Source organism: Streptomyces sp. NPDC041784 (assembly GCF_055591025.1).
This window is the reverse complement of the sequence record NZ_JBVJAB010000001.1, coordinates 361,306-386,342: the sequence shown is the minus strand read 5'-3', so window position 1 is coordinate 386,342 and position 25,037 is coordinate 361,306. Positions and strand designations below refer to the sequence as shown.

Sequence of the window (25,037 nt, the reverse complement as noted above, 5' to 3'; positions counted from 1 at the left end):
CCGTTCCCTGCCCCGTGGCGCCGCCGGCCCGACCGGCCCGGCCACGGGGCATCGGGGCGGCGCACGGGGCACGGAACGGGTCACGGGCTCAGCCGCGTGGCCCCTCCGGCCGCGCGCCCCGAACGACGTACAGGGCCGCCCCCAGGACGAACGCGCCCCCGGCCGCCGCCCACGCCCCCGCCTCCTGCTCCGGCCGCATCGGCCACGCCCACACCGTGACCGCCCGCCCGCGCACCCCGTCCGACGCCAGGTACACGGTGCTGACGTAGGCGAAGGCCGGCAGCCAGCTCAGCCGGGCGCCCAGCGCGGCCGCCGCGGCGGCCGTGACCCCGGTGCAGCCGAGCAGGTTGCGGAGCATGGCCGGCGGGCCGTAGCCGGTCCCGTCCCCGAGCACGGCGAGCGACAACAGCGCCGCCGCCACGGCGGTCAGGGCCAGCACCTGGGCCAGCCGCCGCGGCCACCACGGGCGTACGGCCGTACGGTCCAGCTCGTCGGACGCGGTGTGCAGGCCGTTCCCGATCACGGCGGCGGCCAGCAGCGGGGCCAGCGCCACGACCGGCTTCTGGTGCGGGTCCAGGTAGGTGTCCGTCCGGCCCGCTGCCCAGACCGCGAAGGCGGCGGTCCCGGCGAGCGCGGCCAGGGCGGCGGGGACGGCGCGGGAACGGGCGTACAGCAGGACTCCTTTCACAGGGCCGGCACCCCCTTCGCGTCGCAGGAGCCCGCCGTCGCGAAGTACGCCGACAGCCATGCGCGGCGCTCCTCCTCGCCCATCGCCACGAGCCGGGCCCGGGCGGTCGTCCGCTGCGCCAGACCGCTGCGGCGCTCCTCGTCACCCCGCGCGTCCAGCCCGTCGAAGGTCTTCTGTGCGGGGCTCGGCGCGAGGAGGTTCTCCACGGCGTCGTCCGCGAGGCTCACGCGCGGGTCCAGCCTGTCGCAGTCGCCCCGGCGCTGGAGCGCCGCCACCGCCTCCCACGCGTACTGCTCCGGATCGGTCAGCCGCCCCCGCACCACCGACCAGCCGAACGGCGTCAGCATGGGCAGCTGCGCCTCGTCGGCGCGCGGCTCACCGGTCCGGTCCTCGAACCGGACCGGCAGGTTCCGAACGCCCTCCAGGCGGCCGGTGACCCCCGAGAGGGCCGCCGTGACCTGCGGCAACAGCTCGCCGTAGCGGGCGTTCACACACACCTGGGGCGTGGTCGAGGTGTCGCAGACCTGGCGGCCCGTGACCGGGTCCGTCCGCCACAGCCCGTCGCCGGCGGCCACCAGCAGCCCGCCCGCGGCGACCGCGGCCGCCAGCGGCAGCAGCGCCGCGTACCGCGGACGGGCCGCGTACGCCAGGACGGCGGCCGCCGCGAGCCCCGCCGTCCACACGGTCACCGCGACCGGCTGCCAGCCGACCGGGATCTCGTCGGCAGCGACCGGGAGGGCCGGGTTCAGGAAGCGGCCGGCGCTCTCGCGCGCCGACATCGACACGCCGAGCACGCCGTACCCGGCCAGCGCCAGCAGCGGCGGTGCCAGCCGCCAGGCCACCAGCCGCCCCACGACCTGCCCGGCCACCGCCGCGGCCGCGAGCGCCACCACGTCCGCCGGCAGCAGCGCGAGAGACGGCCGGTCGCCCCGGGCGTACGGCCAGGTCGCGAGGAGCGCGCCGGCCGCCGCGACCAGGTATCCCGCGGCCACCCACAGGGCCAGAGGCAGCGCCGACACCAGGAACCTGGCCAGCGGCCCGCGGACGGCCGTCCCCCACAGCTCCTCCGTACGGCGCCGGCGCTCCCGCCCGCCCTGCCGGCAGCCGGCGGCCGCCGCGAGGGGGAGGAGGATCAGCAGCGTGTCGTGCAGCTGGGTCCGGGTCTCCGCCCAGCCGCCCTGCCACCGGTCGGCCGAGCCGCCCAGCACCACGGCCACGGTCAGCGTGACGGCGGCCCCGGCGAGGGGCGCGAGACCGCGGACGCTCTCGGCGCGCAGGGGGTGGACGCGTACGCGCCGTACGGGTGCGGGGGGCTTCTCCGGCCCCGTCCCCGTTCCCGTCCCCGTCTCTGTCTCTGTCTGTGTCTCTGTCTGTGTCTTCGCCTCGGCCTTCGTCTTTGCGAGGGTCATCGGGTGGCCTCCGCTCCGGTGCGGTGGGTGCGCAGGGCCGTCGTGTAGCCGCGTTCGATCGGGTTGTCGCCGACGCCGTCCGCACCGGTCCCCTCGCCGAGGGCGCTGAGCGAGGCGGGGGAGCCGCGGTAGGCGACCCGGCCCGCGTCCAGGAGGGTGACCTCCGTGCAGGCGGCGGCCACGTCCTCCACCAGGTGGGTGGAGACGATCACCGTGGCGGAGGCGCCCAGTTCGCGCAGCAGCGCACGGAACTCCACGCGCTGCTCGGGGTCGAGGCCGGCGGTCGGCTCGTCGAGGAGCAGGACGTCCGGGTCGTTGACGATGGCCTGCGCGATGCCGACCCGGCGGATCATGCCGCCGGACAGCGTCCGCACCTTCGCGTCGGCGCGGTCCGCGAGGCCGACGCGTGCGACGGCGCGTTCGACGGCGGCCGCGGTGTCCGCGGCGGGCAGTTCCTTCAGCCAGGCCACGTAGGCGACGAACTCGCGGACCGTGAAGCCCGGGTAGTAGCCGAACTCCTGCGGCAGATAGCCGAGCCGGGCCCGCACCGGGCCGCGCCGACGCGGGTCGCCCACGTCCTCACCGAGGATCTCCACCCGGCCGGCGCTCGGCCGCGCGACGGTGGACAGGACCCGGATCAGGGAGGTCTTCCCGGCGCCGTTCGGACCGAGCAGACCGTGCACGCCCCGGCCGAGGTCGAGGTCCACGGTGTCGAGGGCGACGGTTCTGCGGTGCCGGACGTACAGACCGGTCACTCGTATCGTGCTCAAGGGGACTCCGGAGGAAGAGGGGACTTCGGAGGAAGAGGGGATTTCGGAGGAAGAGGGGTTCACCGCTGGTCCAGCCGGTCGTAGGCGGAGCGGCGGACGGCCAGCAGGGTCGCGCAGAGCACGGCCGCGGCCGCCCACGCGCCCTGCGTGAGCGGGCCGTCGAGGTAGCGGGAGAGCTGTTCGGCGAGGCGGGCGGCGAGGGTGTCGCCGGGTGCGGCGAGGCGGGCGACGGGCGTCCCGCCGGGGCCGGCGAGCGCCGGGAGGAGGACGGCCGCGAGCCAGCCGCCGCCGGTCACGGCGGTCGCGGCACGGGTGCCGACGTACCCGGCCAGGACCAGCGAGGCCAGGGTCAGCGCGAGTCCCGGGAGCAGCCAGGCGGCCGCGCCGGGGGCGCCGGAGGCGGGCAGCAGCAGGCCGGTGAGGGTCAGCGGCGGCAGGCTGACGCCGAGCACGGCGGCCGTCCGGGTCAGCACCAGCCGCAGCCCGCCGGACGGGGTCGAGGCGATGATCTCGTACAGCGGATCGGCGTGCCGCCCGTAGGACAGGGCGACCCCGACGACCGGCACGAGCGGTGCGATCGCCAGCAGCAGCGGACGTACTCCGTCGACGCCGGCCCCGTACGCGAGCCCGAGGGCGCCGACCGCGACCGTCACGACGGCGGCCGGCCAGGCGCCGCGTACGGCGGGACCGGCGGCCCAGAGGGCGCGGGCGAGGCGGGAGACGCGGAGCCCGCCGGGGCGGGAGGACCGGACGCGGGAGGACCGGACGCGGGAGGACCAGAGGCGGGCGCCGTGGACGCGGGGTGTGGGCATGGACGTGGACGTGGGGGCGGGGGCGGGTTTCGCGACCGGCGTCGGCAGCGGGGCGGCGCCGGTCACGTCCGCCAGGGCAGCCCCCCGCACCTCCGACAGCACAGCCCCCCGCACCTCCGCGAGGATCGCCGCCGTGTCCGTGCGTCCCACCGCCTGGGAGACACGCCTCGCGCAGCCCCCGCAGTGCTCCAGGTGCTTCTCCAGGGACCAGGCGTCGGACTCCGGCAGCGTGCCGTCGGCGTAGCGGGCGGCGAGGGTGTCGGTGATGTGCCAGGGCGAGTCGCTCATGCCGGGCCTCCCGCCGGGGTGGGGTTCAACTGGGCCAGGGCCGCGCGGAGTTCGGCGCGGGCCCGCATCGCGCGGGTCTTGACGGTGCCCTCGGGAATGCCGAGCAGGCGGGCCGTCTCCCGGGTGGTGAGCCCGTCGACGACGGTCGCGCGCAGTACCTCCCGCAGCTCGGGCGAGATCCGGCCGAGGGCGGTGCCGACGTCGCCGAACTCCAGCCCGGCCAGCACCCGTTCCTCGGCGGACTCGACGGGTCCGGCCTCCGGGGGCGGCGCCGCCTCGGCCCGCGCGGCGCGCTCCTGCGCCCGGCGCGCGTCGACGAGCCGCCGGGCGGCGATGGTCCACAGCCAGCCGCCCGCCTCCCCGCCGTGGTGCCCGCCCGCCGACCGCCACACGGTCACGAAGGTGTCCTGCAGGACCTCCCGGACCACCTCGGCGTCGGCGCAGCGCCGGGCCAGCCGTGCGTGCAGCCATCCCGCGTGCCGGTCGTACAGCGTGGCCAGGGCCGCCGCGTCGCCGTCCGCCACGGCCCGCAGCAGCGCCGCGTCCGTGTCGCTCTCCCCGTGGCCCCTCATGGGGCGGAACCGTCTCACACCCTCTCTGTCGGACGGCCGCGCGCCGCCGGTTCACGGGACGGCGGCAGGGGTGGCCGATAAAGTGCGATCAGTCCGTTTCGTGAGAAATGTCGAGGTGGGGAATGTGGCGAGATGCGCATGGTCGGCGCCCCGGACGTCTGCCGTCGCGTCCGCTGGGTAGGGCTGCGGGTGAGCCGTCCCCCACGCGACAAGGAGCCACCGTGATCGCACCGGCCCACTCCAAACGCCCGGCGGAGCCGTCCGCCACCCTCGAAGCGCCCTTCGCGGAGCCCCACCTGTGCGCCTTCAGCGCCGAGGGCGCCTGTGCCGAGGCGCCGCTCACCAGTGAGCCGCCGCTGCCCGATGCCGAGCCGCTCACCAGCGAACCGCCGCTCGCCGCCGCGGACTCCGACTCCACGAGGCCGTAGATGACCGCACCCCTCGGCGAGGACCTCGCCCGGCTGGCCGCGCTGCACGGTGTGGCCGTCTCCTACCAGCCGTCCCCGGACCGTACGGTCACCGCCCCGGCGACCGCCGTCACCCGGGTCCTGGCCGCGCTCGGCGTCGACGCGGGCGACCCGCAGGCCGTGCGGGCCGCGCTCGCCGCACGGGAGGCGGAACTGCGCGAGCGGCTGCTGCCGCCGACCGTGGTGTGCTGGAGCGGCGGCCCGTGCGAGGCGCTCGCCGCCCTCCCCGAGGGGACCGAACTCCGGGTCGAGACCGAGCAGGGCGAGATCAGGGAGGGGAGTGAGACCGGCCTGGGGGAGATCCCGGAAGGGTTCGAGACCGGCCTGGGGGAGATCCCGGAAGGGTTCGAGACCGGCCCGGGGGAGATCCCGGAAGGGTTCGAGCGGGGGGACATCCGGGAGGCGATCGGGCGGCTCCCGCACGGGGTGCACCGGCTGACCGCCACCGCGCCCGACGGCCGCACCGCCCGCGCCCACCTCGTCGTGGCCCCGCCCCGGCTGCCCACGCCCGCGGGACGCTCGTACGGACTCCTCGTCCAGCTCTACTCCCTCCTTTCCCGGCGCTCCTGGGGCATGGGCGACCTCGGTGACCTGGGGGAGCTGGCCGGGTGGGCCGGGCGGGCGCTCGGGGCCGGGTTCGTGCAGGTCAACCCGTTGCACGCGGCCGTGCCGGGGGCGCCCACCGATCCGTCGCCGTACCGGCCGTCCTCGCGCCGCTTCCCCGACCCGGTGCATCTGCGCGTCGAGGACGTGCCCGAGTTCGCGTACGCCGACGACGGCACGCGTGCCCTGGTGGAGCGGGCCGGGCGGCTGCGCGAGGCCGTGCTGGAGAAGGGCGAGCTGATCGACCGGGACGCGGTGTGGGCGCTGAAGCGGGAGGCGCTGGAACTGCTCGCCCGGGTGCCCCTCGGACCCGGCCGGCGCGCCGCCTACTGCGACTTCCTCGCCGAGCAGGGCCAGGCGCTGGAGGACCACGCGACCTGGTGCGCGCTCGCCGAGGCGCACGGCCCGGAGTGGGGCGGCTGGCCGGAAGGGCTGCGCGACCCCCGGTCCGCCGAGACCGCCCGGGCCCGCCGGGAGCTGATGGACCGCGTCGACTTCCACTCCCGTCTCGCCTGGCTCACCGACGCCCAGCTCACCGCCGCCCAGCGCGCCGCGCGCGAGGCGGGCATGCCGGTCGGCATCGTGCACGACCTCGCGGTCGGTGTGCATCCCGGGGGAGCGGACGCCTGGGCGCAGCAGGAGTACTTCGCCGCGGGGATGTCGGTCGGCGCCCCGCCGGACGCCTTCAACGCGCGCGGCCAGGACTGGGGCCTGCCGCCCTGGCGCCCGGACCGGCTCGCCGCCTCCGGCTACGCCCCGTTCCGGCGGCTGCTCAGGGGCCTGTTCCGGTACGCGGGCGCGCTGCGCATTGACCACGTCATGGGTCTCTTCCGGCTCTGGTGGGTCCCTCAGGGAGAACCGCCCACCCAGGGAACATACGTCCGTTACGACGCCGAGGCCATGCTCGCCGTCCTGGTGCTGGAGGCCTCCCGGGCGGGCGCGCTGGTGATCGGCGAGGACCTCGGCACGGTGGAGCCCGGCGTGCGCGAGGCGCTGCGCGAGCGCGGGGTGCTGGGCACGTCCGTGCTGTGGTTCGAGCGGGACTGGGGCGGCGACGGGCGCCCGCTGCCCCCCGACCGCTGGCGCGCCGACTGCCTGGCCACCGCCACCACGCACGACCTGCCGTCCACCGCCGCCCGTCTCACCGGCGAACACGTCGAACTCCGTGACCGGCTGGGCCTGCTGACCCGCCCGGTGGAGAAGGAACGCGCCGAGGCGGCCGCCGACACGGCGGAGTGGCTGGCGCTGCTCGCCCGGCTGGGGCTGCTGGCGGGCAGCGCCGGAGGCGGCGACTCCGCCTCCGAGGAGGCCGAGGTCCAGGCCGTCCACCGCTTCCTGGGACGCACCCCCGCCCACATGATCGGCGTCTGGCTCCCGGACGGCGTCGGCGACCGCCGCCCGCAGAACCTCCCCGGCACCTGGGACCAGTACCCGAACTGGCGCCTGCCGATCGCCGACCCGGACGGCCGTCCGGTGACCCTGGAGGAACTGACAGCCTCACCGCGCCTGCACGGGCTCGTCGACGTCCTGCGGGAGGCGCCGCCGGAGTAGGCCGGGGGACGGGGCGCGCACGGCCGGGACCCGTACGGGCACCCCGGACGCGCGGCTCTTCCGGGCGTTCGCTACTTTTGCTCTGTGGACAAGAAGAACGCCCTGCGCGCCGGCGCCCTGGCTGCCGGTACGACGCTGATGATGCTGCTCATGTCGTCCCCCGCGCTCGCGCTGACCCGCGACGACGGCGACGACCCCGGCTCGGGCCTGAGTGTCGTCGACACGCTGGGCCTCTTCGTCGTGCTTCCGATCGTGATCTTCGCGGTCATCACCGGGCTGGTGATGGTGCTCGACAAGTCCAGCCCCGAGCACCGCGTGGTCAAGCCCAAGGCCTGACGCCTCCCACCCGACAGCACCCTCCCCGAAGGCGCCGTCCCCACCCGCTGTACGCGCACCTCGCGCCGTACGGCGACGGGGGTGGCGCTTTTGTCTTGGGTTGACCCGGGGTTCGTTCGGGTGGGAACCCCACGGTCATCCGATCCGGGTCTCGTAGCGGCCAGGCCGAGCAGGGCGGCGACGTCGTCCGGCGCGGGCACCTCACCGGCGTGGGTGATGCGCCGGCCGCCCTTGCCCCCGCGAGCTGCGGCCTCGGCTCCCCACGCGTCGGGCCGCCCCTGCTCCCGTGGGATCAGGTACGGCATCGAGGTGCTGACCCACGTGCTGTCGCTCACGGCGACCTCCTCCTGTGTGCGGTGGCCGGCCTTGCCGCTTCGTGCGGTGACATGCGGGCGATGCTCGCAGCTCGTCGTCAGATGGCCGCCGGGTGCGGTGCTGTCAGGTAGCGCTGGATCGTGGGGGCCAGCCAGGCCACCGCCTCCTCGCGGGGGAGCGCCACCGCCGGGGGGATGCGCAGGACGTAGCGGGTGAGGGCGAGGCCGAGGAGCTGGGTGGCGCAGAGGGCCGCCCGGGTCGGGACCTGTTCCGGGTCCGGGCAGACCGCGCGGGCCGTGGGCAGGAGCTGGTCGCGGAAGATGGACTGCATGCGCTCGGCCCCGGCGTCGTTGGTCACGCCGACCCGCAGGAGTGCGGTGAGCACCTCGTTCTGCTCCCACATGTCGAGGAAGTGGGTGACCAGGGCGCGGCCGATGTCCTCGCGGCCGAGTGCGCCGAGGTCGGGCAGCTTCAGGTCGACGGCGACGGCCGCCGCGAACAGGCCCTCCTTGTTGCCGTAGTAGCGCATGACCATGGAGGGGTCGATCCCCGCGTCCTTGGCGACGGCGCGGATGGTGGCCCGCTCGTAGCCGTCGGAGGCGAAGCGTTCGCGGGCGGCGGTGAGGATCGCGTCGCGGGTGGCCTCGGAGCGCCGGCGGGTGCCCGGGGCGGAATCTGTGCCGTTCATATCGACAAGAGTAGGTCAACATGCGTTGGCCAACAAGTGTTGACGTCCTCGCGGCGGGTGCTCTACCGTTGTGCCAACAAGCGTTGACCAACACGCGTTGACCAACAAGCGTTGGCATCCAGGAGGCCAAGATGACCGGCACCACGGACAGCACCGGCACCACGCAGAACACCGACACCACCCGCAGCGTGATCGTCGTCGGCTCCGGCCCCACCGGTCTCCTCCTGGCCGGCGACCTCGCCGCCGCCGGCGTCCCCGTCACCCTCCTCGAGAAGCGCCCGCACCACATCAGCAACCTCTCCCGCGCCTTCGTCCTGCACGCCCGCACCCTGGAGCAGCTCGACGCCCGTGGCCTCGCCGACGGGATCGAGGAGGCCGGCCGCGCCCTCGACCGCCTCCGCCTCTTCGGCCGCCTCACCATCGCCCTCGACACCCTCCCCTCCCGCTTCAACCACCTCCTCGTCATCCCGCAGTACGAGGTGGAGAAGGCCCTGTACCGGCGGGCGGCGGAGGCGGGGGTGCGGTTCCGGTACGAGTCCGAGCTCACGGGGCTGGCCCAGGACGCGGACGGCGTGACGGTCACCGTCCGGACCGCCGCCGGGGTGACCGAGGAGCTGCGCGCCGCGTACGTCGTCGGCACCGACGGCATGCGCAGTGCCGTACGTGACGCGATCGGGCTGCCCTTCCCCGGCCACTCGGTGATCCGCTCCGTCGTCCTCGCGGACGTCCGGCTCGCGGAGGAGCCCGAGTCGCTGCTCACCGTGAACACGGCCGGCGACGCGTTCGCCTTCCTCGCGCCGTTCGGTGACGGCTACTACCGGGTGATCGGCTGGAACCGCGCCCGGAACGTCCCCGACAGTGAGCCCCTCGACCTCGACGAGGTCAGGGAGGTCACCCGGCTCGCCCTCGGCCGGGACTTCGGGATGCACGACGCTCGTTGGATGTCCCGCTTCCACAGCGACGAACGCCAGGCGCCCGCCTACCGCGTCGGCCGCGTCTTCCTGGCCGGTGACGCCGCGCATGTGCACACCCCGGCCGGCGGCCAGGGCATGAACACCGGCCTCCAGGACGCGGCCAACCTGAGCTGGAAGCTCGCCCAGGTGCTGCACGGCCACGCGCGCCCGGAACTGCTCGACACCTACCAGGCCGAACGCCACCCCGTCGGCAAGGCCGTGCTCCGCAGCAGCGGCGGTATCGTCCGCCTCGCGATGGCCAAGCGCCCCTGGACCCTGGCCCTGCGCGCCGCCCTCACCACGTTCCTCGGTGCGGCCGCCCCCGCCCGCCGCCGGGCGACCGGCCAGATCACCGGCATCGGCTACCGCTACCCCGCGCCCCGCGGCGCCCACCGCCTCACCGGCACCCGCGTCCCGGACGTCGCCCTGGCCGACGGCGGCCGGCTCTACGAGGCCCTGCGCGGCGGCCGGTTCGTCCTGGTCACCCCTGAGGCGTACGAGGACGGGGGTGCCGCCCGCAAGGGCCGCCTCGCGGTGGAGCGCTGGGCGAGCGACCGCCGTACGGTCCTGCTGGTGCGGCCCGACGGATACGTGGCCTGGGCGTCGGACACCGCCGACCCGGACACCGTCGAAGCGGCCCTCGCGACACACGTCGGCTGAGGCACCCCGGCCGGCCGGGCGCCCCTGCCAGGCCCCCCCGCCCGCCTACCGCTCCGTCGTCTCCGCGGCGAACAGCACCTCCCGCAGGAGTTCGGCCAGCTGGGCGGCGCGTTCGGGGGTGAGGGCGGCGGAGAGGGTCTCGGTCTGGGCGGCAAGGCCCGCGCCGACCGCCCGGTCGACCAGGGCCAGCCCCTCCTCGGTCAGCGTCACCCGCAGGCCCCGCCGGTCGTGCGGGTCGGGCGAACGGCGCAGCAGCCCCGCGCGCTCCAGCTTGTCGAGCCGGCCGGTCATCCCGCCGGTCGTGAGCATCAGCGTGGCCGAGAGCTGGCGGGGCGAGAGGGTGTGGGGCGCGCCGGAGCGGCGCAGCGTGGCCAGGACGTCGAACTCGCCGCGACCGAGGCCGAGGGCGCCGTACGCCTTCTCCGACCGGTCGCCCATCGCACGCGAGATCCGGTGGATCCGGCCGAAGACCTCCATGGCGGCGGTGTCGAGGTCGGGCCGGACCTCCGCCCACTGCTCGATGATCGCGTCGACCGGGTCCTTGCGCGCGGGCTGTGCGAGCTGCGACGGCTGCGCGGGCTGCGGTGGCTGCGGGGTGTTCATGCGGTGAGTATCCGTCCGCTTCCGGTCGCCCGCAAGAAAGTAGCTTGAAGGTAAGTTGCTTACTGCTAAGCTATCTTCATGCAGAGGATCACGACCGTCCTGCTCACCGCCCTCGCCCCCGTCTCCTGGGGCACCACCTACGCCGTCACCACCGAGTTCCTCCCGCCCGACCGCCCCCTGTTCACCGGCCTGATGCGCGCCCTGCCCGCCGGACTGCTGCTGCTCGCCCTCGGCCGGGTGCTGCCGCGCGGCATCTGGTGGGGCAAGGCCGCGATACTCGGCGCGCTGAACATCGGCGCCTTCTTCCCCCTCCTCTTCCTCTCCGCCTACCGGCTGCCCGGCGGCATGGCGGCGGTCGTCGGCTCGGTCGGGCCCCTGTTCGTCGTCGGCCTCTCGGCGCTGCTGCTGGGGCAGCGGCCGACCGTACGGACCCTGCTGACCGGGGTGGCCGCCGCGTTCGGCGTCAGCCTGGTCGTCCTGAAGGCGGCCGGGGCGCTGGACGGGCTCGGTGTGCTGGCCGCGCTCGCCTCCACCGCCTCCATGTCGGCCGGCGTCGTCCTGACGAAGAAGTGGGGGCGTCCCGAGGGCGTCGGCCCGCTCGCCCTCGCCGGCTGGCAGCTCACCGCGGGCGGCCTGCTCATCGCGCCCGTCGCCTTCCTCGTCGAGGGCGCCCCGCCCGCCCTGGACGGCCGTGCGGCCGCCGGCTACCTCTACCTGGCGCTCGCCAACACCGCGGTCTCGTACTGGCTCTGGTTCCGCGGCATCGGCCGGCTCACCGCCACCCAGGTCACCTTCCTCGGCCCGCTCTCCCCGCTGACCGCGGCCGTCGTCGGCTGGGCCGCCCTCGGCCAGGAGCTGACCCCGGTCCAACTCGCGGGCATGGCCCTCGCGTTCGGCGCGACGGTGGCGGAACAGCTGGGGGCGGGCGGCGGCACGGCCGTACGACCGTCGCCCCGAGCGGCCGCTACGGCGGCGGGCAGGCCGAGTCGCGACGCGGTCGGTTGAAGTCGCGACCCTGCCAGTCGATGGCGCGACCCGGTCAGTTGAAGTAGTGCCCCTCCTCGAGATCCGCGAGGAGACCGGGGCCCGTCGGCTCCCAGCCCAGCCACTTCCGGGTCAGCGCGCTTGACGCGGGCACGTCGAGACCGACGACGTTCGCCAGCCAGCCGAAGTGGGTGCCCGCCTCCTCACGGGAGAGGTCCCGCACCGGCAGGCCCAGCCGGCGGCCTATGACGGCGGCGATGTCGTGGAACGGCACCGCCTCGTCGTCCACGGCGTGCAGCCGGGTGCCCGCCGGAGCCGATTCCAGGGCGAGCCGGACCAGGCGGGCCGCGTCCGAGCGGTGCACGGCGGGCCAGCGGTTGGTCCCGTCCCCGACCTGGGCCGAGAAGCCCGTCCGCAGGGCGATGGAGATCAGCCCGGGGAGGAAGCCGTGGTCGCCCCGGCCGTGCACGGTCGGCGCGAACCGCACGGCCGAGGACCGGACCCCGTGTCCCGCCAGGGCCACGGCCGTGTCCTCCGACCGCGCCCGCATCATCCCGAACGACTCCGGCGCGACCGTGTCCTCCTCCGTGCCGACCCTGCCCGGCGCCAGCCCCGCCGTCCCCGAGGAGACCACGAACGGCTTGCCCGAGCCCTCCAGCGCCGCCCCGATCGTCTCGACGGCGCGCAGATCCGTCGCACAGGAACCGGCGAAGTCGGCGAAGTCGTGGACGAACGCCAGATGGACGACACCGTCGGCCGCTGCCGCGCCCGCGCGCAGACCGTCGGGGTCGGCGAGGTCCCCACGGTGCACCTCGGCCCCGGCCGCCGTCAGCGACGCGGCGGCCGCGTCCGAGCGGGCGAGCCCGGTGACCCGGTGCCCGGCGTCGAGCAGTTCACGGACCACGGCGGAGCCGATGAACCCGGTGGCACCCGTGACGAAAACACGCATGGTGAAGCCCTTCGAAGAGGAATGCGAGTGGAATGCGCATGGAATGCGAGTGAGGCGAGCGGAGGTGTCTCCATCCTCGGAAGGGGTGGCCCCGCGCGTCCAAAGCCTGTTCCGCATCGCGCCATACGGTTCGGGCATCACCGCAGGCCGGACGGGAGTACGCTGCTCGGATGGCCGTATCCGTCCCGGACCTCGACCTCCGCCTCGTCCGGTACTTCGCCGCCGTCGCCGAGCACCGCCACTTCGGACGGGCCGCCGAGGCGCTGCACATCACCCAGCCGTCGCTGAGCCGGCAGATCCGCCGCCTCGAACAGCAGGTGGGTGCCCGACTGCTGGACCGCACCCCGCGGGGCACCCGGCTCACCGAGGCCGGCGAGGTGTTCCTGCCCCGCGCCCGCACGCTGCTGCGGTCCGCCGCCGAGGCGGCCGCGGAGACCCGGGCGGCTGCCGCGCCGGCCCGGATCACCGTCGGCTACACGACGGGGCTGATCGTCACCCCGGCGGTGCGCGAACTGCGGCGCCTCCATCCGGACGCGGACGTACGGCCCGTTCACCTGGACTGGAGCGAGGCGCGCCGGGCCCTGCTCGACCACCGGGTGGACGCGCTCGTGATCCGGCTGCCGTTCGCCGGCGACCACCTGGACGTGACGGTCCTCTACGACGAGCCCCGGGTCCTGGTCGTCCCCCGCGATCACCGCCTGGCCGGCAGGGAGTTCGTGACGCTGGACGACATCGCGGACGAACCCCTGCCCCGGGTGCCCGGTGCCGACCCGGCCTGGAACGCCTTCTGGCGCATCGACCCCCGGCCGGACGGCAGCCCGGCGCCCGACGGGCCCGTCGTCCACGACCTGGAGGACAAGCTGGAGGTCGTCGCCGACGGACAGGCCCTCATCATCACGGCCGGAGTGCGCAGTCACCGCCTGCGCCCCGACCTCACCACCGTCCCGCTGCGGGGCGTCGAACCCAGTCAGGTCGCCGTGGCCACCCGCACCGGCGACCGCGGCCGGCTGGTCGCGGCCTTCCGCAAGGTCGCCCGGACCCACCTCACGAGGGCGTGAGAAAGGGCGCCCGGTGCGACACCGGGCGCCCTCGTCGCCGTAACGAGCTGTCGGAAGCGCTACCGCGCGTCGGCCGCCTGGGCCCGCAGCGCGCGCTCCACGCCCGAGCGGGACTCGGAGACGAGGCGGCGCAGGGCCGCGTTCGGCTCGGCGGAGGCCAGCCAGGCGTCCGTCTTGTCCAGGGTCTCCCGGGAGACCTGGATCGTCGGGTACAGGCCGACCGCGATCTGCTGGGCGATCTCGTGCGAACGGCTGTCCCAGATGCCCTTGACGACCTCGAAGTACCGGTCCGTGTACGGGGCCAGCAGCTCGCGCTGGTCGGTCTGGACGAAGCCGCCGATGACGGCCTCCTGGACCGCGTTGGGCAGCTTGTCGTCCTCGACGACCGACGCCCACGCCTCCGCCTTGGCCTCCGGCGTCGGACGCGCGGCCCGCGCGGTGGCCGCGTGACGCTCACCGGCGGCCGTCCTGTCGCGCTCGTACTCGCCGGCGATCTCCGTCTCGTCGAACCGGCCGACCGCCGCCAGGCGCTGCACGAACGCCCAGCGCAGCTCGGTGTCGACGGCCAGGCCCTCGATCGTCTGCGACCCGTCCAGCAGGGCCTCCAGGAGGTCCAGCTGCTCCGGCGTGCGGGCGGTGGCCGCGAAGGCGCGGGCCCAGGCCAGCTGGTGGTCGCTGCCGGCGGCGGCGGACCGCAGATGGGCCAGCGTGGCGTCGGTCCAGCGGGTCAGCAGGGCCTCGCGGGCGGTCGGGTCGGCGTACAGGTCGATGGCGAGCTTGACCTGGCGGTGCAGCGACTGGACCACGCCGATGTCGGACTCCTTGCCGATGCCCGAGAGCACCAGGGACAGGTAGTCGCGGGTCGGCAGTTCGGCGTCCCGGGTCATGTCCCAGGCCGACGCCCAGCACAGGGCGCGCGGAAGGGAGGACTCGAAGTCGCCGAGGTGCTCGGTGACGAACGCGAGCGACTGCTCGTCCAGGCGGACCTTCGCGTACGACAGGTCGTCGTCGTTGAGCAGGAACACCGCCGGACGGCGCCGGCCGGCCAGCTGCGGTACGGCGGTCAGCTCGCCGTCGACGTCCAGCTCGATCCGCTCTTCGCGCACCAGCTTGCCGCTGTCGTCGTCGAGGTCGTACAGGCCCACGGCGATGCGGTGCGGGCGCAGCGTCGGCTCGCCCTTGGCGCCGGCGGGCAGGGCCGGGGCCTCCTGGCGGATCGCGAAGGACGTGATGACGCCGTCGGCGTCCGTCTCGATCTCCGGGCGCAGGATGTTGATGCCGGCCGTCTCCAGCCACGCCTTCGACCAGGCCTTCAGATCGCGGCCGGAGGTCTTCTCCAGCGCGCCGAGGAGGTCGGAGAGGCGCGTGTTGCCGAACGCGTGCGCCTTGAAATAGGCCTGCACACCCTTGAAGAACTCGTCCATGCCGACGTACGCGACGAGCTGCTTGAGGACGGACGCGCCCTTGGCGTAGGTGATGCCGTCGAAGTTGACCAGGACGTCGTCCAGGTCACGGATCTCCGCCATGATCGGGTGGGTGGACGGCAGCTGGTCCTGCCGGTAGGCCCACGTCTTCATGGAGTTGGCAAACGTCGTCCAGGAGTGCGGCCAGCGCGACCCGGGCGCGTACGCCTGGCAGGCGATGGACGTGTACGTGGCGAACGACTCGTTCAGCCACAGGTCGTTCCACCACTCCATGGTGACCAGGTCGCCGAACCACATGTGGGCCAGCTCGTGCAGGATGGTCTCGGCGCGCACCTCGTACGCCGCGTCCGTCACCTTCGACCGGAACACGTACTGGTCGCGGATGGTCACCGCGCCCGCGTTCTCCATCGCGCCCGCGTTGAACTCCGGCACGAACAGCTGGTCGTACTTCTCGAACGGGTATGCGTAGTCGAACTTCTCCTGGAACCAGTCGAAGCCCTGCCGGGTGACCTCGAAGATCGCGTCCGAGTCGAGGAACTCGGCGAGGGACGGACGGCAGTAGATGCCGAGCGGGACGCTCTGCCCGTCCTTCTCGTACACGCTGTGGACCGAGTGGTACGGGCCGACGATCAGCGCGGTGATGTACGTGGAGATCCGCGGCGTCGGCTCGAAGACCCAGACGTCGTCCTTGGGCTCGGGCGTCGGGGAGTTGGAGATGACGGTCCAGCCGGTCGGCGCCTTCACCGTGAACTGGAAGGTGGCCTTGAGGTCCGGCTGCTCGAAGGACGCGAACACGCGGCGGGCGTCCGGCACCTCGAACTGCGTGTACAGGTACGCCTGCTCGTCGACCGGGTCGACGAACCGGTGCAGGCCCTCACCGGTGTTCGTGTAGGCGCAGTCGGCGACGACCCGCAGGACGTTACGGCCCGCCAGCAGGCCCGGCAGCGCGATCCGGGAGTCCTCGAACACCTCGGCCGCGTCCAGCGCGTCGCCGTTGAGCGTCACCTCGTGGACGGCCGGGGCCACCAGGTCGATGAAGGACGCGGCACCGCCTTCGGTGACGTCGAAGCGCACCGTGGTCACGGACCGGTAGGTACCGCCCTCCTGCGCGCCGGAGAGGTCGAGATCGATCTCGTACGAGTCAACGGTGAGCAGCTTCGCCCGCTGCTGCGCCTCTTCGCGAGTCAGGTTTGTGCCAGGCACGCGGTCATCTCCTCGATATGTGTGGGTTGCGCCATCCTTCCACGGGACGGCCGCCCGGGGCGACGACGTTCCTGGCGGGGATCGGTGTCCGCTCTCCGGGACGGGGTGGGAAGCGTCCGTCCGGCGCTGAATGGTGGAGGCATGTCCTCCACCACCCCCACCTCGGTCTCCCCTGACACCTCCACCACTCCCGCGGGCCGTTGGGCCGCCGTGCTGGCGCTCGGCGGGGCCACCTTCTCCGTCGTCACCACCGAGATGCTGCCGGTCGGACTGCTCACCTCGCTCGGGGACGGGCTGGGCGTTTCCGCCGGGACGGCCGGGCTCGCGCTCACCCTGCCCGGGCTGGTCGCCGCCGTCGCGGCGCCGCTGCTGCCGGTCGCCGTGCGCCGGGCCGACCGGCGGCCCGTGCTGTGCGCGTTGCTGCTGCTGCTCGCGGTGGCCGATCTGCTGTCCGCGCTCGCCCCGGACGTCGTCGTGCTGCTCGTCGCCCGGGCGCTGGTCGGGGTGTGCATCGGCGGGGTGTGGGCGGTCGCGGCCGGGCTGGCGGTACGGCTGGTGCCGGCGGCCTCCGTCGGGCGGGCCACGGCCGTGGTGTTCAGCGGGATCGCCGTCGCGTCCGTGCTCGGCGTGCCGGCCGGAACGGTCCTCGGCGCGACGGCCGGCTGGCGGTGGGCCTTCGGGGGGCTCGCCGTGCTCGCGGTGGCGGTGGCCGCGGCGCTGGCCCTCGCACTTCCCCCGCTGCCCGCCGAACACGCCGTGTGCTTACGGGAGTTGGGACGGGTGGCCGCCGTTCCCCGGATACGGCGGGGACTGGCCGTGGTGGGCCTGCTGGTCACCGGACACTTCGCGGCGTACACCTATGTGCGGCCCGTGCTGGAACGGGCACCGGGGCTCGGGGCCGGGGAGGTGAGCACCCTGCTCCTCGGCTACGGCGTCGCCGGGGTCGTCGGCACCTTCGCCGCGGGGCTACCGGCCGCGCGGGACCCGCGGCGGACGGTGTGCGCCGTCGCGGCGGGCGTGGGGACGGTAGCCGGCCTGCTCGTCCCCGCGGGCGGATCGCTCGGCGCGTCGGCTCTGCTGCTCGTCCTGTGGGGACTGGCCTACGGCGGTGTCTCCGTCTCCGCCCAGACCTGGCTTTCGGCCGCGGCACCCCGGGCACGGGAGGCCGTGTCCGCGCTGACCGCCGGCGTCTTCAACACCGCGATCGCCCTCGGCGCGTTCACCGGCGGCCGGGTGGCAGACGCGGTGGGGGTGACGGGGGTGCTGTGGCTGGGGGCGGGGCTGGCGCTGCTGTCCCTGCCGTTGGCGGCGCGCCACGACTGACGAACACGGCGTCCGGAATCCGCCGGTGGCGCGCGGCGGCCGGCGGGACGCTGGAGCGCATGACCATCAACCATGTCGTACGTGCCGTCGCGCCGAAGGCCGTCCGTGAGCTGCTCGAACTCGACGACGCCGGACGTCCCGCCGCTCCCTTCGTCGACCGGGAGGGCGGGGCGCCGCTGCGGTGCTGTCTGCGGCGCAGCGTGCCCGGGGAGTGCCTCGCCCTGGTGAGCTACGCGCCGTTGCGGCGCTGGGCGGCGGGTGCCGGGGTCGATCCGGGGGCCTATGACGAACAGGGGCCCGTGTTCGTGCACGCCCAGGCGTGCGCGGGGCCGGACGGGGACGACCCGTATCCCTTCGGGGGCGCGCACCGGGTCCTGCGGCGCTACTCCCGCGACGGGCACATCCTGGGCGGCGCGCTGGTCGCGGCCGGCGGCATCGAGGACGGGGTCCGCGACGCGCTCGACGGCCCCGACGTGGCGTTCGTCCACGTCAGGGCCGTCGAGTACGGCTGCTTCCTCTACGAGGTCGGCCGGCTCTAGCCCTTCAGCTCCGCCGCCACCAGCTCCGCGATCTGCACCGCGTTCAGCGCCGCGCCCTTGCGGAGGTTGTCGTTGGAGACGAAGAGGGCGAGGCCGTGCTCGACGGTCTCGTCGCGGCGGATGCGGCCCACGTACGACGGGTCCTTGCCGGCCGCCTGGAGGGGGGTCGGGATGTCGGTGAGGACCACGCCCTCCGCACCGGTCAGCAGCTCCGTCGCGCGCTCCACGGACAGCGGACGCGTGAAGCGGGCGTTGATCTGGAGGGAGTGGCCGGAGAAGACCGGGACACGCACACAGGTGCCGGAGACCTTCAGCTCGGGGATCTCCAGGATCTTGCGGGACTCGTTGCGGAGCTTCTGCTCCTCGTCGGTCTCGTACAGGCCGTCGTCGACGATCGAGCCCGCGAGCGGGATCACGTTGAAGGCGATGGGGCGCTTGTAGACGTGGGGCTCGGGGTAGTCGACCGACTCGCCGTCGTGCGTCAGCTTGTCCGCGTCGGCGATCACCTTCTGCGCCTGGCCGTGCAGCTCCGCCACGCCCGCGACGCCCGAGCCGGACACCGCCTGGTAGGTGGCGACGACCAGCGCCTGAAGGCCGGCCTCGGCGTGCAGCGGCTTCAGGACCGGCATGGCGGCCATCGTCGTGCAGTTCGGGTTGGCGATGATGCCCTTGGGGCGGTTCGCGATCGCGTGCGGGTTCACCTCGGAGACGACGAGGGGGACCTCCGGGTCCTTGCGCCAGGCCGACGAGTTGTCGATCACCACGGCGCCCTGCGCGGCGACCTTCTCCGCCAGCGCCTTCGACGTCGCGCCGCCCGCCGAGAACAGGACGATGTCCAGGCCGGTGTAGTCGGCGGTCGCCGCGTCCTCCACCGTCACGCCGTCCAGTTCCGTGCCCGCGGAACGGGCCGAGGCGAACAGCCGCAGCTCGGTGACCGGGAAGTTCCGCTCCTTGAGGATCCTGCGCATGACCGTGCCGACCTGACCGGTGGCTCCGACGATTCCGACCCTCACGGCGACTCCCTCTGTCTCGTTACGTACGTATTGCCTGGCCGTGGCTTTTCCATCATGCGGCCGACACCGGCCCACCTGTCCAATTCTTTGGCCTGCATGCCCGAGGGCTGGGACGCCCCGGCGCCCGTCCCGGTTGCGGAACTCCCGCCCGCACACCCCCTGAGCTGGAGAAATTCGCCCGACGGCCACCCCGTGCCGCAAGCTGTGCTGCCCCGCGCCGCGGTGTGACGTACGCCTCTGAACGATTCCCCTCGGTTGCGCCGAACGTTTTGGCGCGCCCCGGCGTCGTAGAGGTGACGCGGCGAGGGGAGGGGTGTCTGTGCTGCGCAGAATCGCCCGCCGCGTCCAGGGGGAGGACCACGGTGACCCCCTGGACGCGGCGCAGGAACGCCGGGTGCGGGCGGTGCTCGCCCTGGGCGGGGTACCGCAGACGGACCTTTCGGACGGGGTGCAGCAGGTCCGGCTGCGGCTGCTGGAGCGTGCGGCGAAGGGGTACGAGGCCCCGCGTGACGTCTCCGCGTGGGCGGCGGTCGTCGCCTCCAACCTCGCCATGGACTGGCACCGCGCCAAGCGCCGCCAGGAACGCCTCGGCGAACGGCTGGCCTCGCTGCGCCAGCACGAGCACCCCTCCGGGGAGGACACCAGCGTGCTCTCGCTCGCCGTGGCCCAGGGGCTGGACGATCTGCCGGACGCCCAGCGGCAGGTCGTCGTGCTGCGCTTCTTCGCCGATCTGCCGGTGCGCTCGATAGCCCAGGAGCTGGGTGTCCCGGAGGGCACGGTCAAGAGCCGTCTGCACACGGCGGTCCGGGCCCTGCGCGCCCGCCTGCACGAGGACGAGGTGGTGTGAGATGCCCGCCGAGATGGACCACGAACACGGCCACGAACACGGCCACGAACACGGCCAGGACCACGGCCCCGGCCCCGGGCACGTGAACGGGTCCGCGCGCGACACCTACGACGGCATGGACGCCCTCATGGCCGCGCTCACCGACGCGCCCCTGTCCGCCGAGGCCCGCGCCGACGCCGGCTACCTGGCCGCCCACCGGTCGGCGACCGCCGACGTGGCGGTGCTGCGCGCACAGCTCGCCGTCCTCGCGGACACCCTGGCGGGGCCCGAGCCCGAGGCCGCGCCCGAGTCCGCGCCGACGCCCGTGGAACGGGCCACGGCCGTCGTACGGCCCCTGCGGCGGCCACCCCGCCGGCTGCTCCCCTTCGCGCTGCGGGCCGTCGGTGTCGCCGCCGCCGGCGCCCTGGTCGCGGGGTCGGGCTGGCTGCTGCTCCAGGCCGGCGGGGGCGCCTCCGACGGCGGTGCCGCCAGCGCCGCCGACAAGAGCGTGAGCGAGGAGGCGGCCGTCGGCCCGTTCGGCGACCCCGGCTTCCTGGCCTGCGCCCGGCTGGTCGTCGAGGGTGACGTGACGGCCGTCGAACCGGTCCCCGGGACCGGCGACGAGCGGATCACCCTGCGCGTGACCCGCTCGTACAAGCCGGAGAAGACGGGGAAGGAGGTCGGCTTCGTCCTGGCGGAGGGCATGGATCCGCTGGTGGCCGAGGGCGACCATGTCCTGGTCGCCCTGCCGCGCGGGTCGTCCTCCCCGGACGTCTGGACGGTCGGCGAGGCCGCCGTCGCCGCCGACCGGTACGTGCTGCTGCGCGCCCTGCCCCAGGCGGCGGACATGACCTGCGAGTGACGCACACGACGAAGGGGCGGGCGCCCGTACGGACGCCCGCCCCCTCAGCCCTGTGCCGTTACGGCGTGACCTTCTCGATGGCCACGTTGCCGACGCCCGCGACGGTGCCGCGCGCGTTGACCAGCTGGACCTGGCCGAAGAAGGCCCGGCCCTCCGGCGCGGGGGCCGCGGCGGTGACGGTCGCGGCGACCGACGTCGAGGCACCCGTGGCCAGCTTCACCGGCGTCGAGGCGTCGACGGCGACGGTGCCGAGCGAGGACGAGAAGAACACGTCCACGTAGTCGTACGCCGTCGTGCCGGCCGGGACCGAGTAGCCCGCGACCTCGATGGTGTACGTACCGGCGGCGGGCGACGGGATGGAGACCGCCTCCTCCGAGTCGCCGTCGGCCTGCTGCGCGACCTGCTTGCCCTCGGAGTCGTAGACCGTCAGGTCGAGGTCGGCGCCGGCGTCCGAGACGTTGCCGATCGAGACGTCGAGGGACTTGGCACCCGCCGGGACCTCGACCGTGGTGGTCTGGTTCTCGTGGTTGGCGATGGTCGGCCGGGTCGACTTGGAGGAGCCGAGCGGACCGCCGGCCAGCTTGCCGTCGATGGCGGCGAAGTTGTTCGTCACCTTCCAGGAGACGGGGGCCGGGGTGCCGACCTTCGCCTCGGGCACGGTCACGGTCGCCGGGTCGAACGCGGCGCCGTACACGGTGACGTCCAGCTTGTAGGGGTTGTCGAGCAGCGGCGAGGTGCGGCGCGACTCGACCTCGATCTCCCAGACGCCCGGCTGCGGGTCGGCGTAGGAGCGGGCGTCGGGCTTGCAGCCGTTGCCGTCGAGGTAGTTGTTGTAGCAGTAGATGGTGGCGCTGTCCTCGACGGCGACACCGTACGGGTGGATCGAGATGAACCGGGTCTGGCTCTTGTCCTTCAGCCCGCTCATGGCGACCTCGAGGGAGGTGGCGCCCTCGGGGACGGTCAGGAAGTAGTGCTGCGAGCTGTTGCGCTGCACGGTGTTCTTCGCGGAGAACGTGTGGGCCACCGGCGTCGAGACCACGACCGTGTTGAGGACCTGCTTGTCGATGCCCTCGGTCTTCGGGTCGTCGACCTCGAGGATCGCGCTCTTGAGCCCGGCGGACTTCGGCTTGGCCTGGATCTTCACGGTGACCGGCTTGTTCAGGCCGAGCTTCACCTCGTCCGAGCCGACGATCCGGAAGGCGCCGGCCGCGTTGTTCTCGAGGTGCAGCTCGTGGCGGATCGCCTTGTCGGCGCCGGTCGTACGGGTGATCGTGACCTCGTACGTCTTCTTCTGGCCGGCCTTGAGGCCGCCCTCACGGTCGTAGATGCCGGTGCCGAAGCCAGGCGTCTTCAGCGCGAAGTCGAGCGCGGTGTCGACGGGGGCCTTCACCGTGTACTCGTGCGCGGTGGCGCCCTTCTTGATGGACTTCCAGGCGTCGACGATGTTGATGGCGCCGGCACCCTCCTCGTAGGCCTGCAGACCCTTGATGTGGTCGGCGGTCGAGGTCAGCGCGGTGCGCAGGGTCGCCGGGGTGAGGGCGATGTTCTTCTGCTTGGCGGCCGAGATCAGCAGCGCCGAGGCGCCCGCGGCCTGCGGGGAGGCCATCGAGGTGCCCTGGAGCATGGCGTAGCCGGCCGGCAGGGTGTAGCCGGACTCGGCGACCGGGGCGCCCGGCAGCCAGGTCTGGATGGTGTTGATCGCGGCGCCCGGGGCGACCAGGGTCGGCGTGAAGCCGCCGTCCTCACGCGGGCCGCGCGAGGAGAAGGGCAGCAGCGCGTACTTCTTGGTCACCTGCGAGCCGTAGTTGGCGGCCCAGGTCTCCTTGGAGATGGCCGCGCCGACCGAGATGACCTTGTCGGCCAGGCCGGGGTCACCGATGGTGTTGGCGCCGGGGCCCTCGTTGCCGGCCGAGATGACCAGCTGGACGCCGTAGGTGTCGATCAGGCGGGTGTACAGCTCGGCGCGCGCGTTGTTGCCGTCGTTCAGGCCGGGCAGACCGCCGATCGACATGTTGACGATGTCGACGCCGCGGTTGACGACGAGGTCGATCATGCCCTCGGTGAGCGCGACGTTGGAGCAGCCCGGACCGAAGACGCAGGCGCGGGAGGAGACGACCTTCGCGCCGGGGGCGGCGCCGTCCATCTTCCCGCCGAACAGGCCGTTCGCGGCGGTGATGCCCGCGACGTGGGTGCCGTGCTCGCTGGAGATCATGCCGATGTTGACGTAGTCGGCCTTGTTGCCGGCCGCGTCGTAGACGACGTCCTTGCGGGTCTCCACGACGAACGGGATGCGCTCGGCGACGTCGGTCGCCGGGTTGTCCGTGCCGAAGTACCCGACCTGGAAGCCGTCCTTGTACGCCTTCATGGCGGCGTCGTCGGCGAAGTCGAGGTTGTCGTCCGTGTCGACGCGCACGGTGCCGGTCGCCGGGTCGTAGAGCACGCCCCAGGCGTCGGTGGTGTCGCCGTCGCGGTTGACGTCGCCCAGCTGGTCGCCGCCCGCGGTCGCGGACTCGTAGAAGTAGTTGAACCGGTAGGAGCCGGCCGGGGCCTTGAAGGTCTCGGCGACGCCGGTGTTCACGGGCGTCCGGGTGAACTGCGGACCGTCGGCCACGTTGGTCATCCGGCGCCAGGAGAGGTCGCCGTCGGAGACCGGGTCGGTGGAGGTGACCCAGTCGACGATCTTGCGCTCGCCGGTGGTGGTCTTCTGGAGCGCGGGGTGCGCCAGGTCCACACCGGAGTCGAGGACGCCGATGGTGACACCGCGGCCGTCCGCCTTCGGGTTCTTCTTCACGAAGTCGACGGCGCCCGTCTCGAAGGACGGGTTGTACGGGTTCTCGGCGGGGGTGTTCTTGTCCGGAGCCTTCGCGGTCCTGGCGCTCGACGTGCCCTTGGCGCCCTTGGCGGTGTCCGCGCCCGGCGTCGGGTCGTCCAGCGGGATGTCCTCCCGCAGGTCGATGGCGTGCACGGAGGAGAGCTTCGCGGCGGCGGCGATGGCCGCGTCGGCCTTGGCGGTGGGGACCGTGGCACGGACGTAGCCGACCTTGTCGAAGGTCCGGCCCACGAGCCCGCCCTTGACGGCGTCCAGCTGCTCGGCGACCTGCTCGGTGCCGCCCGGCGCGGTCGCGACCATCATCGTGACGGTCTTGTCGCCGTCGGCCTTGGCCTCGGCGAGGAGGGCGGCGTCGTCGGAGCCGAGCTTTTCGGGGGCGGACTTGGCGCCCGGGTCGGCGGCGGCCGGGGTCCGGTCGGCGCCCGCGGCGAAGGCCATGGGTATGGGTGCGGCCGCGGACAGCGCTGCCACCAGGCCGGCGGCCACGGCGATGCGGGCCACGCGTCCGGCGCCCGAAACGGGCTCGCGCTGGGGGGTGAAGGTCATCGGCATCCCTCGTACGTAAAGGAACGAGCGTCGGGCAACCGGGCTGGTCATACCCGATCGCGAACGTCCGGAATGTGGTCCCGGACGACCGCAAAGCTTTACGCAAGAGGAGGTTGTTTGGGGAGTGTTGACCGAATCGAAATGGATGTATGGGGAAAACCCTCTACGCGAACCCTGTATGAGGGCTGTCGACCCCCTGTGTCCCCCCTGTCCGGTCTCGACCGGCTAACGTCGTTGTGTGCGCAAGAAGTTGAGGGTGGCGGCCTACGCTGTCTGCGTCCGTGACGACCGGATCCTGCTGGCGCGCTCACCGGCCCCCGACGGCACGCCGGAGTGGGTGCTGCCCGGCGGCGGCATGGAGCACGGTGAGGACCCCCTCGACACCGTGGTGCGCGAACTCGACGAGGAGACCGGCTACCGGGTCGAGGTCACCGGCCTGCTCGGGATGGACTCCGCCCACCGCGTCTTCCGCCGCGAGGGCCTGCGCGGCCCCGTCGACCACCACGGGGTGCGCATCGTCTACGAGGCCAGGATCGTCGGCGGTGAACTGCGCAACGAGGTGAACGGCTCCACCGACCTCGCGGCCTGGCACGACCTGGCCGACGTGCCCGCGCTGACCCGGATCCGGCTGGTCGACGTCGCGCTGAAGCTGTGGCGCGAACGGCCGGTGGACGGACGGGTGTTCGTACCGCCGGAGGACCAGGCGGGGACTGGGTGACGGGAAGAGCGACGGGAAGGGTGACGGGGCAGGGTGCGGGACAGGGC

At 73.8% G+C, this 25,037-nt stretch carries 22 protein-coding genes; 11 read left to right on the top strand and 11 right to left on the bottom strand.

What is annotated here, in order from left to right:
• Nucleotides 1-88 precede the first annotated feature (88 nt).
• The 5 genes from ACZ6D7_RS01695 to ACZ6D7_RS01675 are packed head-to-tail and all read right to left on the bottom strand — an operon-like array spanning nucleotide 89 to nucleotide 4,539.
• Nucleotides 89-688 (bottom strand): hypothetical protein, encoded by a 600-nt coding sequence (locus ACZ6D7_RS01695; protein WP_469482244.1) that lies wholly within the window; start codon nucleotides 686-688, stop codon nucleotides 89-91.
• A complete protein-coding gene (locus tag ACZ6D7_RS01690) occupies nucleotides 685-2,097 on the bottom strand; it encodes a hypothetical protein (RefSeq protein WP_469482242.1) in 1,413 nt (470 codons plus the stop codon). The genes ACZ6D7_RS01695 and ACZ6D7_RS01690 overlap by 4 nt, the downstream gene beginning before the upstream one ends.
• A complete protein-coding gene (locus ACZ6D7_RS01685) occupies nucleotides 2,094-2,867 on the bottom strand; it encodes an ABC transporter ATP-binding protein (RefSeq protein WP_469482240.1) in 774 nt (257 codons plus the stop codon). Before ACZ6D7_RS01685 ends, ACZ6D7_RS01690 begins: the two co-directional genes overlap by 4 nt.
• A gap of 59 nt (nucleotides 2,868-2,926) precedes the next feature.
• Nucleotides 2,927-3,967: a zf-HC2 domain-containing protein gene (locus ACZ6D7_RS01680; protein ID WP_469482238.1), complete on the bottom strand. Its 1,041-nt coding sequence runs from the start codon at nucleotides 3,965-3,967 to the stop codon at nucleotides 2,927-2,929.
• Nucleotides 3,964-4,539 (bottom strand): RNA polymerase sigma factor, encoded by a 576-nt coding sequence (locus tag ACZ6D7_RS01675; protein ID WP_469482236.1) that lies wholly within the window; start codon nucleotides 4,537-4,539, stop codon nucleotides 3,964-3,966. Before ACZ6D7_RS01675 ends, ACZ6D7_RS01680 begins: the two co-directional genes overlap by 4 nt.
• Before the next feature lie 221 nt (nucleotides 4,540-4,760).
• Between ACZ6D7_RS01675 and ACZ6D7_RS01670 the strand changes: the two genes are divergently transcribed.
• The 3 genes from ACZ6D7_RS01670 (at nucleotide 4,761) to ACZ6D7_RS01660 (ending at nucleotide 7,496) form a co-directional block, all read left to right on the top strand.
• Nucleotides 4,761-4,967 (top strand): hypothetical protein, encoded by a 207-nt coding sequence (locus tag ACZ6D7_RS01670; RefSeq protein ID WP_469482234.1) that lies wholly within the window; start codon nucleotides 4,761-4,763, stop codon nucleotides 4,965-4,967.
• A complete protein-coding gene (gene malQ, locus ACZ6D7_RS01665; protein ID WP_469482232.1) occupies nucleotides 4,968-7,160 on the top strand; it encodes a 4-alpha-glucanotransferase in 2,193 nt (730 codons plus the stop codon).
• Between the two features lie 84 nt (nucleotides 7,161-7,244).
• On the top strand, nucleotides 7,245-7,496 hold the full coding sequence (locus ACZ6D7_RS01660) for a hypothetical protein (RefSeq protein WP_469482230.1): 252 nt from the start codon (nucleotides 7,245-7,247) through the stop codon (nucleotides 7,494-7,496).
• 412 nt (nucleotides 7,497-7,908) lie between these two features.
• Here ACZ6D7_RS01660 and ACZ6D7_RS01655 read toward each other — a convergent pair whose 3' ends face one another.
• Complete coding sequence (locus ACZ6D7_RS01655) at nucleotides 7,909-8,499, bottom strand: TetR/AcrR family transcriptional regulator (RefSeq protein WP_469482228.1); 591 nt, start codon at nucleotides 8,497-8,499, stop codon at nucleotides 7,909-7,911.
• Between the two features lie 131 nt (nucleotides 8,500-8,630).
• Between ACZ6D7_RS01655 and ACZ6D7_RS01650 the strand changes: the two genes are divergently transcribed.
• On the top strand, nucleotides 8,631-10,112 hold the full coding sequence (locus tag ACZ6D7_RS01650) for an FAD-dependent monooxygenase (protein ID WP_469482224.1): 1,482 nt from the start codon (nucleotides 8,631-8,633) through the stop codon (nucleotides 10,110-10,112).
• A gap of 45 nt (nucleotides 10,113-10,157) precedes the next feature.
• Here ACZ6D7_RS01650 and ACZ6D7_RS01645 read toward each other — a convergent pair whose 3' ends face one another.
• Complete coding sequence (locus tag ACZ6D7_RS01645) at nucleotides 10,158-10,715, bottom strand: MarR family winged helix-turn-helix transcriptional regulator (RefSeq protein WP_469482222.1); 558 nt, start codon at nucleotides 10,713-10,715, stop codon at nucleotides 10,158-10,160.
• Nucleotides 10,716-10,793: 78 nt separating this feature from the next.
• Here ACZ6D7_RS01645 and ACZ6D7_RS01640 point away from each other — a divergent pair, with 78 nt between their 5' ends.
• Nucleotides 10,794-11,720, top strand: coding sequence for an EamA family transporter (locus ACZ6D7_RS01640; protein WP_469482220.1), 927 nt, complete (start codon nucleotides 10,794-10,796; stop codon nucleotides 11,718-11,720).
• A 34-nt stretch (nucleotides 11,721-11,754) separates the two neighbouring features.
• Here the strand turns inward: ACZ6D7_RS01640 and ACZ6D7_RS01635 are convergent, their stop codons facing one another.
• Complete coding sequence (locus ACZ6D7_RS01635; RefSeq protein ID WP_469482218.1) at nucleotides 11,755-12,648, bottom strand: SDR family oxidoreductase; 894 nt, start codon at nucleotides 12,646-12,648, stop codon at nucleotides 11,755-11,757.
• Between the two features lie 170 nt (nucleotides 12,649-12,818).
• On the opposite strand from ACZ6D7_RS01635, the gene ACZ6D7_RS01630 reads away from it, so the two are divergent.
• Nucleotides 12,819-13,706 carry a LysR family transcriptional regulator gene (locus ACZ6D7_RS01630; RefSeq protein ID WP_469482216.1) on the top strand — a complete coding sequence of 296 codons (888 nt, stop codon included), beginning with the start codon at nucleotides 12,819-12,821 and terminating at the stop codon, nucleotides 13,704-13,706.
• Nucleotides 13,707-13,765: 59 nt separating this feature from the next.
• Here ACZ6D7_RS01630 and pepN read toward each other — a convergent pair whose 3' ends face one another.
• Entirely contained in the window at nucleotides 13,766-16,333 is a 2,568-nt protein-coding gene (gene pepN / locus ACZ6D7_RS01625) for an aminopeptidase N (RefSeq protein ID WP_469482212.1), read from the bottom strand.
• A 141-nt stretch (nucleotides 16,334-16,474) separates the two neighbouring features.
• Between pepN and ACZ6D7_RS01620 the strand changes: the two genes are divergently transcribed.
• Both ACZ6D7_RS01620 and ACZ6D7_RS01615 read left to right on the top strand, forming a co-directional pair.
• Nucleotides 16,475-17,656 (top strand): MFS transporter, encoded by a 1,182-nt coding sequence (locus tag ACZ6D7_RS01620; protein ID WP_469482210.1) that lies wholly within the window; start codon nucleotides 16,475-16,477, stop codon nucleotides 17,654-17,656.
• Between the two features lie 59 nt (nucleotides 17,657-17,715).
• Complete coding sequence (locus ACZ6D7_RS01615; RefSeq protein ID WP_469482208.1) at nucleotides 17,716-18,195, top strand: DUF1203 domain-containing protein; 480 nt, start codon at nucleotides 17,716-17,718, stop codon at nucleotides 18,193-18,195.
• Here ACZ6D7_RS01615 and ACZ6D7_RS01610 read toward each other — a convergent pair.
• Complete coding sequence (locus ACZ6D7_RS01610) at nucleotides 18,192-19,208, bottom strand: aspartate-semialdehyde dehydrogenase (protein ID WP_469482205.1); 1,017 nt, start codon at nucleotides 19,206-19,208, stop codon at nucleotides 18,192-18,194. The genes ACZ6D7_RS01615 and ACZ6D7_RS01610 overlap by 4 nt on opposite strands.
• 319 nt (nucleotides 19,209-19,527) lie before the next feature.
• Between ACZ6D7_RS01610 and ACZ6D7_RS01605 the strand changes: the two genes are divergently transcribed.
• Both ACZ6D7_RS01605 and ACZ6D7_RS01600 read left to right on the top strand, forming a co-directional pair.
• Entirely contained in the window at nucleotides 19,528-20,055 is a 528-nt protein-coding gene (locus ACZ6D7_RS01605) for a sigma-70 family RNA polymerase sigma factor (protein WP_469482203.1), read from the top strand.
• Between the two features lies 1 nt (nucleotide 20,056).
• Nucleotides 20,057-20,896 (top strand): hypothetical protein, encoded by an 840-nt coding sequence (locus ACZ6D7_RS01600; RefSeq protein ID WP_469482201.1) that lies wholly within the window; start codon nucleotides 20,057-20,059, stop codon nucleotides 20,894-20,896.
• A gap of 58 nt (nucleotides 20,897-20,954) precedes the next feature.
• On the opposite strand, the gene ACZ6D7_RS01595 is transcribed toward ACZ6D7_RS01600, so the two are convergent.
• Nucleotides 20,955-24,272 (bottom strand): S8 family serine peptidase, encoded by a 3,318-nt coding sequence (locus ACZ6D7_RS01595; RefSeq protein WP_469482199.1) that lies wholly within the window; start codon nucleotides 24,270-24,272, stop codon nucleotides 20,955-20,957.
• 256 nt (nucleotides 24,273-24,528) lie between these two features.
• On the opposite strand from ACZ6D7_RS01595, the gene ACZ6D7_RS01590 reads away from it, so the two are divergent.
• Nucleotides 24,529-24,990: an NUDIX hydrolase gene (locus ACZ6D7_RS01590; RefSeq protein ID WP_469482197.1), complete on the top strand. Its 462-nt coding sequence runs from the start codon at nucleotides 24,529-24,531 to the stop codon at nucleotides 24,988-24,990.
• The last annotated feature ends 47 nt before the right edge of the window (nucleotides 24,991-25,037 follow it).

Excerpts from the sequence above, each read along its gene's own strand:
- ACZ6D7_RS01630 (WP_469482216.1), top strand. The coding sequence starts at position 12,819 with ATGGCCGTATCCGTCCCGGACCTCGACCTCCGCCTCGTCCGGTACTTC.
- ACZ6D7_RS01655 (WP_469482228.1), bottom strand. The coding sequence starts at position 8,499 with ATGAACGGCACAGATTCCGCCCCGGGCACCCGCCGGCGCTCCGAGGCC.
- ACZ6D7_RS01595 (WP_469482199.1), bottom strand. The coding sequence starts at position 24,272 with ATGACCTTCACCCCCCAGCGCGAGCCCGTTTCGGGCGCCGGACGCGTG.
- ACZ6D7_RS01640 (WP_469482220.1), top strand. The coding sequence starts at position 10,794 with ATGCAGAGGATCACGACCGTCCTGCTCACCGCCCTCGCCCCCGTCTCC.
- ACZ6D7_RS01680 (WP_469482238.1), bottom strand. The coding sequence starts at position 3,967 with ATGAGCGACTCGCCCTGGCACATCACCGACACCCTCGCCGCCCGCTAC.
- ACZ6D7_RS01620 (WP_469482210.1), top strand. The coding sequence starts at position 16,475 with ATGTCCTCCACCACCCCCACCTCGGTCTCCCCTGACACCTCCACCACT.
- ACZ6D7_RS01675 (WP_469482236.1), bottom strand. The coding sequence starts at position 4,539 with ATGAGGGGCCACGGGGAGAGCGACACGGACGCGGCGCTGCTGCGGGCC.
- ACZ6D7_RS01645 (WP_469482222.1), bottom strand. The coding sequence starts at position 10,715 with ATGAACACCCCGCAGCCACCGCAGCCCGCGCAGCCGTCGCAGCTCGCA.
- ACZ6D7_RS01635 (WP_469482218.1), bottom strand. The coding sequence starts at position 12,648 with ATGCGTGTTTTCGTCACGGGTGCCACCGGGTTCATCGGCTCCGCCGTG.
- ACZ6D7_RS01650 (WP_469482224.1), top strand. The coding sequence starts at position 8,631 with ATGACCGGCACCACGGACAGCACCGGCACCACGCAGAACACCGACACC.
- ACZ6D7_RS01600 (WP_469482201.1), top strand. The coding sequence starts at position 20,057 with ATGCCCGCCGAGATGGACCACGAACACGGCCACGAACACGGCCACGAA.
- malQ (WP_469482232.1), top strand. The coding sequence starts at position 4,968 with ATGACCGCACCCCTCGGCGAGGACCTCGCCCGGCTGGCCGCGCTGCAC.
- ACZ6D7_RS01615 (WP_469482208.1), top strand. The coding sequence starts at position 17,716 with ATGACCATCAACCATGTCGTACGTGCCGTCGCGCCGAAGGCCGTCCGT.
- ACZ6D7_RS01690 (WP_469482242.1), bottom strand. The coding sequence starts at position 2,097 with ATGACCCTCGCAAAGACGAAGGCCGAGGCGAAGACACAGACAGAGACA.